At 50.8% G+C, this 6,268-nt stretch carries 2 protein-coding genes and 2 rRNA genes; all 4 read right to left on the bottom strand.

The features are described 5' to 3' along the window. Positions 1-1,853, bottom strand: a 23S ribosomal RNA gene (locus tag HPY81_05755); the annotation flags it as partial. A 170-nt stretch (positions 1,854-2,023) separates the two neighbouring features. Next, positions 2,024-3,613, bottom strand: a 16S ribosomal RNA gene (locus HPY81_05750). A gap of 538 nt (positions 3,614-4,151) precedes the next feature. Beyond that, positions 4,152-5,627: a lysine--tRNA ligase gene (gene lysS / locus HPY81_05745; protein NPV26957.1), complete on the bottom strand. Its 1,476-nt coding sequence runs from the start codon at positions 5,625-5,627 to the stop codon at positions 4,152-4,154. 38 nt (positions 5,628-5,665) lie between these two features. Then, positions 5,666-6,139 carry a transcription elongation factor GreA gene (greA, locus tag HPY81_05740; protein ID NPV26956.1) on the bottom strand — a complete coding sequence of 158 codons (474 nt, stop codon included), beginning with the start codon at positions 6,137-6,139 and terminating at the stop codon, positions 5,666-5,668. Positions 6,140-6,268: the final 129 nt, after the last annotated feature.

Below are 6,268 nucleotides of genomic sequence, written 5' to 3'. Positions count from 1 at the left end.
CTTAACGAGGGTTCTCTCGCGCGCCTTAGGATTCTCACCCCGCCTACCTGTGTCGGTTTGCGGTACGGGCACCCATTCCCTGGCTAGAGGCTTTTCTTGACAGTTTGGGTTCAGCTACTTCGGTACTCGTCTTCCCTCGCCATCACTTCTCGGGGTTTCGTAAGACGGATTTGCCTATCTTACCCCCTACCAGCTTGGACGCACTCAACCAACGGTGCGCTATGCCTACCCTCCTGTGTCACCCCTTCGCTCCTAACGGTCCTGGGTGGCATCGGATTCTCAACCGATTGTCCATCACCTACGCCTTCCGGCCTCGGCTTAGGTCCCGGCTTACTCTGGGCGGACGAGCCTTCCCCAGAAAACCTTAGGCTTTCGGCGGGCAGGATTCTCACCTGCCTTCTCGCTTACTCATACCGGCATTCTCTCTTCTCACCGCTCCACCATCCCTTTCAGGATGACTTCCCCGCGGTGAGAACGCTCCCCTACCCCCGGCACTTAACTCAACTCTCCAGTTAGTTTCTCCTTCAACTTTTTGATTCCTCTACCTGAAATGCTGAGTTAAGTGCCGGGCCGTGATTTCGGTGCTACGCTTCAGCCCCGTTTATTTTCGGCGCAGAGCCACTCGACCAGTGAGCTATTACGCACTCTTTGAATGGTGGCTGCTTCTAAGCCAACATCCTGGTTGTCTCGGCAACTCCACATCCTTTCCCACTTAGCGTAGACTTCGGGACCTTAATCGACGGTCTGGGCTGTTTCCCTCTCGACTACGGATCTTATCACTCGTAGTCTGACTCCCACGGTCCAATTTACGGCATTCGGAGTTTGAGAAGGTTCGGTAACCTGCTCAGGCCCCTAGCCTAGTCAGTGCTCTACCTCCGTAAATCATCCCTTGAGGCTAGCCCTAAAGCTATTTCGGGGAGAACCAGCTATCTCCGGGTTCGATTGGCATTTCACCCCTACCCACAGCTCATCCGCCGACTTTTCAACGTCGGTCAGTTCGAGCCTCCATTGTGCTTTACCACAACTTCACTCTGGCCATGGGTAGATCACCCGGTTTCGGGTCTACAGCAGCAAACTCTTCGCCCTCTTTCAGACTCGCTTTCGCTTCGGCTCCGTGTCTCCCACTTAACCTCGCTTGCTACTGTAACTCGCCGGTCCGTTCTACAAAAAGTACGCCGTCACCCTTTCGGGCTCCGACTGCTTGTAAGCACACGGTTTCAGGTTCTCTTTCACTCCCCTCCCGGGGTGCTTTTCACCTTTCCCTCACGGTACTGGTTCGCTATCGGTCGCTAAGGAGTATTTAGCCTTGGGGGGTGGTCCCCCCGGATTCCCACGGGGTTCCTCGTGTCCCGTGGTACTTGGGATCCTCTCTGGAGCCTTTGCCCTTTCGCCTACAGGGTTGTTACCTTCTATGACGGGCCTTTCCAGACCGCTTCGACTAGAACAAAGGTTTCTTACTCCATTATGAGAGTCCCGCAACCCCCGGCACTTAACTCAACTTTCGGTTGGCTTCCTTTTCTTTCTCTTCTTTCTTTCTCTTCTTTCTCTCCCAACTCAAATGCTGAGTTAAGTGCCGGGTTTAGGCTCTTCCCGTTTCGCTCGCCGCTACTTGGGGAATCGAGTTTTCTTTCTTTTCCTCGAGGTACTAAGATGTTTCAGTTCCCTCGGTTGCCCCCTCTATGCCTATGGATTCAGCATAGGGTAACTGGATATTACTCCAGTTGGGTTGCCCCATTCGGGTATCCCCGGATCGACGCCTGCTTGCGGCTCCCCGAGGCTTTTCGCAGCTTGCCACGCCCTTCCTCGTCTCTTAGCGCCTAGGCATCCACCGTGTGCCCTTACTAGCTTGACCTTTCGCCTCTTACGGCTTTTATCCCTCGGCTCTTGACAGAACTTCTTTTTCCTCTGTGCAGTTTTCAAAGAACAGAGACCTTAATTGGTCTCTCAAAACTAGACAGTTGTGCGTTTTCCCCGACGACCGACCTAGGATTATCTGGGAAACTTTCCCCCCAGATTTGCTCCTTAGAAAGGAGGTGATCCAGCCGCACCTTCCGATACGGCTACCTTGTTACGACTTCACCCCAATCACTAGCCCCACCTTCGACGGCTGCCTCCTTGCGGTTAGCTCACCGGCTTCGGGTGTTGCCAGCTTTCGTGGTGTGACGGGCGGTGTGTACAAGGCCCGGGAACGTATTCACCGCGGCATGCTGATCCGCGATTACTAGCGATTCCGACTTCATGCAGTCGAGTTGCAGACTGCAATCCGAACTGAGACCTGCTTTTTGGGATTCGCTCCACCTCACGGCTTCGCTGCCCTCTGTACAGGCCATTGTAGCACGTGTGTAGCCCAGGACATAAAGGGCATGATGATTTGACGTCATCCCCACCTTCCTCCGGTTTGTCACCAGCAGTTCGTCTAGAGTGCTCGCCTTTACGTTAGCAACTAAACGTGAGGGTTGCGCTCGTTGCGGGACTTAACCCAACATCTCACGACACGAGCTGACGACAACCATGCACCACCTGTCTTGCTGCTCCCCATACGGGGCACTCCCAACTTTCGTCAGGATTCAGCAGATGTCAAGCCCTGGTAAGGTTCTTCGCGTTGCGTCGAATTAAACCACATGCTCCACCGCTTGTGCGGGCCCCCGTCAATTCCTTTGAGTTTCAACCTTGCGGCCGTACTCCCCAGGCGGGGTACTTATTGTGTTTACTCCGGCACAGAAGGGGTCGATACCTCCTACACCTAGTACCCATCGTTTACGGCGTGGACTACCAGGGTATCTAATCCTGTTTGCTCCCCACGCTTTCGCGTCTCAGCGTCAGGTACAGGCCAGAAAGCCGCCTTCGCCACTGGTGTTCCTCCTAATATCTACGCATTTCACCGCTACACTAGGAATTCCACTTTCCTCTCCTGCCCTCAAGGTAATCAGTTTCAGATGCACTCCCACGGTTAAGCCCTGGTCTTTCACACCTGACTTAATTACCCGCCTACACGCCCTTTACGCCCAGTAATTCCGGACAACGCTCGCCCCCTACGTATTACCGCGGCTGCTGGCACGTAGTTAGCCGGGGCTTCCTCCTCTGGTACCGTCAGCTATCCCCATTCTTCATAAGGATACCTTTCGTCCCAAATGACAGAGCTTTACGACCCGAAGGCCTTCTTCACTCACGCGGCGTTGCTGCGTCAGGGTTCCCCCCATTGCGCAATATTCCCCACTGCTGCCTCCCGTAGGAGTCTGGGCCGTGTCTCAGTCCCAGTGTGGCCGGTCACCCTCTCAGGCCGGCTACTGATCGTCGCCTTGGTAGGCCGTTACCCTACCAACTAGCTAATCAGACGCGGGCCCATCCATAAGCGGTAGCTTGTTCCCAGAGGCCACCTTTCCTCATTAAGCGATGCCGCTCAATGAGCACATTCGGTATTAGCACTAGTTTCCCAGTGTTATCCCCAGCTTATGGGCAGGTTACCCACGCGTTACTCACCCGTCCGCCACTATCCGCCACTTAACTACTTTATAGCAAGCTATTCAGTAGGTTAAATGCCAGACCGTTCGACTTGCATGTGTTAGGCACGCCGCCAGCGTTCGTCCTGAGCCAGGATCAAACTCTCCGATAATTCCTTTATCTTCGAGCTCTTGGCTCTTGTTTCCTTCTGCCTTCTGTGTACCTCAAAGTATCACAGGGTTCATTCTTCCTGAACATCTTTCGATGTCCTTTCTTCCATCGGGCTTTCGCACAACTGTTTAGTTTTCAAAGACCAGCGAGACCTGCCACTGCCTCGGAATTTTATATTACCACACCCAGAACGTGCTGTCAATAACAATTTTATGAGCCAATTATTGTCAGCGTGTTGTGTCTGATTACATTTCTGGGTATCGCTCTCTCGCAGAACCTTTACCAATATATCACGACTGGTTGACCGGACTCAAATCAGCAAAACTCTACCTAATTGATTTCTATCCGAATAATTATCATTGTTGTCCTCTTTTTTCTCCTTCTTTCACTAATCTTCACTGTTTCACAAACAACATCGACTTCGCCAACTATATTGGTTGTGATTTAGCATAAATTCCTGGTTTGAATCTAATACGATAGAAAAAGTGCGCCGCTTGGCCCACTTCGCAAATTTCTTTTATCTTTTTTAAATTGTTTACCTAGTCTTCCCTTGGCCGCATGGTGGGAAAAAGAATCACATCCCGGATCGAGGCCGAATTCGTCAACAACATCACCAGACGATCAATGCCGATCCCCAGTCCACCCGCCGGTGGCATGCCATACTCTAAGGCTTGAATATAGTCTTCGTCCATCATGTGCGCTTCCTGGCTCCCTGCTTTTCGCTGCTCGACTTGCCGTAAAAAACGCTCTTTTTGGTCGATTGGGTCATTCAGCTCAGAAAAGGCGTTAGCAATTTCTCTGGCCGAAATAAACACCTCAAACCGGTCCGTATAGCTAGGGTTGTCCCGGTTGCGTTTGGCCAGAGGTGAAACCTCCACCGGATGTCCTACGATAAAGGTCGGCTGAATTAAATACGGTTCAACCAATTTCTCGAAAACTTCATTCATTACCGTGCCCTTGGAAGCAGTGTTCTCGACCGGCAAATCAAGCTTAGCTGCTACCGCTCGGGCTTCTTCATCATTACGGATCCTGGTGAAATCTACCCCCGTATAGCGCAGGATGGCATCAAGCATGGAAATGCGTTCCCAAGGCGGACTTAAATCGATCTGTTGATCCTGATACTCGATGGTCATTGTGCCCAGTACTTCCAGGGCAACATGGGAAATCAAGTTTTCAGTCAGCACCATCATATCGTTGTAGTCAGCATAAGCCTGATACAACTCCAGCATCGTAAATTCTGGGTTGTGCTTCGTCGAAATTCCCTCATTGCGGAAATTTCGATTTATTTCATAGACTTTTTCCAGCCCGCCAACAAGCAAGCGTTTCAAATAAAGTTCAGGCGCAATACGCAAGTATAACTGCATATCCAGAGCATTGTGGTAAGTAATAAAAGGTCGGGCCGTTGCCCCCCCGGCAATTGGCTGCATCATCGGGGTTTCCACTTCCAGGAAACCTAGTTGGTCTAGATACCGCCGGATCGCCCTGATGATCTGGCTCCGTTGGATAAACACCTGCCTGACTTCCGGGTTAACGATCAAATCAACATATCGTTGCCGGTAGCGGAGTTCAACATCTTTTAAGCCATGCCATTTTTCAGGTAAAGGACGTAGTGACTTGGACAACCAGGTCAGAGATTTGGCATAGACCGAAATCTCTCCTTTCTTGGTCCGGAAGACTGTTCCTGCTACCCCAATGATGTCGCCGATGTCTCCCGACAAAAACAGTTCATAAGCCTCATTACCGACTTCATCAACGCGAACGTAAATCTGGATTCGCCCCGAGAGGTCTTGAATATTCGCGAAACTGGCTTTGCCGTGGGTTCGTTTGGCCATGATCCGTCCAGCAATAACCACCGGCTTGTCCTCCAGTTCGGCAAAGTTATCAATTATTTCTTGGGCGCAGTGTGTCCGTTCAAAACGACCACCAAAAGGCTCAATACCTTTGTCCCGTAGTTCCTTGAGCTTGTCTAACCTAATTTGCCTCAGTTCGTTTACCTCTGTTTCGGCGGTCACCAACTATCCCCCCAACTATTGCTTTGGCTCGAAGACATCCGCTAATTAATACTCATGATCTGGTATCTCAATTTACCAGCTGGTACATTCACTTCAACAATTGAACCGCATGGCTGACCTAAAATCGCCTTCCCGACAGGAGATTCGTTAGAAATCTTGTTCGCTGTCGGATCAGCCTCAGCAGAGCCAACGATCGTGTATTGAAATTCATCACCATACTCCATGTCTTTAAGCGTTACCGTCGAACCAACCGACACTACGTCTGTGGGGATGTCGGAGTCGTCAATCACCCGAGCATTGCGCAGCATTTTTTCCAGTGTCAAGATGCGACCTTCAATAAAGGCTTGTTCATTCTTGGCGTCTTCATATTCCGAGTTTTCACTGATATCCCCGAATTCGATGGCCTGCTTGATTCGCTCGGCTACCTCCCGACGCTTGACAGTCTTCAAGTGCTCTAATTCTTGCTCGAGCTTCTTGAGCCCATCAACAGTCAAGATGACTTCTTTTTCCGCCATTAATCTCTCTCCCTTGTATTATTGGTCTAAATCAATATATGAACTTCATTTTGCAGATATTCAAACCATTACAAAATAACAAAAGATATGAAACGCTTGGATATTCCCTCCCAAGCGAGTCACTCTTTT

Source organism: Bacillota bacterium (genome assembly GCA_013178045.1).
Lineage (GTDB): Bacteria > Bacillota > Ch66 > Ch66 > Ch66 > Ch66.
Note: the sequence above shows the minus strand (reverse complement) of the source record. Positions and strands in the feature narration are given on the sequence as shown.

Excerpts from the sequence above, each read along its gene's own strand:
- greA (NPV26956.1), bottom strand. The coding sequence starts at position 6,139 with ATGGCGGAAAAAGAAGTCATCTTGACTGTTGATGGGCTCAAGAAGCTC.